Source organism: Micrococcus sp. HSID17227, from assembly GCF_003989405.1.
Taxonomy (GTDB): Bacteria; Actinomycetota; Actinomycetes; order Actinomycetales; family Micrococcaceae; genus Micrococcus; species Micrococcus luteus.
In genome coordinates this window covers 1-534 of record NZ_RBLN01000567.1, presented here as the reverse complement: position 1 = coordinate 534, position 534 = coordinate 1, and the positions used below count along the sequence as shown (strand labels likewise).

The window sequence follows — 534 nt, the reverse complement described above, 5'->3', positions numbered from 1 at the left end:
GCGCGCAGCCACTCCCTGAGCGCCCGATCCGGGTCCGCGACCGTGTCGCCCTTGAGCGGTCGCCGGTACGCGGAGCGGCTCAGCCCGACCAGACGGCACGCCATCCGTTCGCTCACCCGCAACTTGCCCTTGAGGTGATCGACGGCGGCGCGGCGCCTGTCCGGGCTTAGAAGTTTCCCTCAGCCAGCTCCTTGAGCGCGGCCTTCTCCAGCTCCGCTTCCGCGAGCAGACGCTTCAGGGTCGCGTTCTGCTTCTCCAGCTCCTTCAGGCGCTTTGCGTCGTCGGCCTTGAGGCCGCCGTACTGGTTCCGCCACCGGTAGTACGTCTGCTCGGACACCCCGAGCTCCCGGCACACCGCCGCGACGTCCTGACCATCGGCGAGCATCCTGTCGGCCTGCCCGAGCTTACGGACGACCTGCTCGGGGGTGTGACGCTTCCTGCTGTTCGTCATGATCTGACCAGTCTCCCTGCCCGCGACCGCGGGCAACAGGACGACTCTCATAACGACTGGACCTACGAAACGGGGTCAGCCCA

At 67.6% G+C, this 534-nt stretch carries 1 pseudogene; it reads right to left on the bottom strand.

The window, feature by feature from the left end:
- Positions 1 to 451 (bottom strand): annotated as a pseudogene (locus D8M29_RS13345) (transposase); the annotation flags it as partial.
- Positions 452 to 534 lie beyond the last annotated feature (83 nt).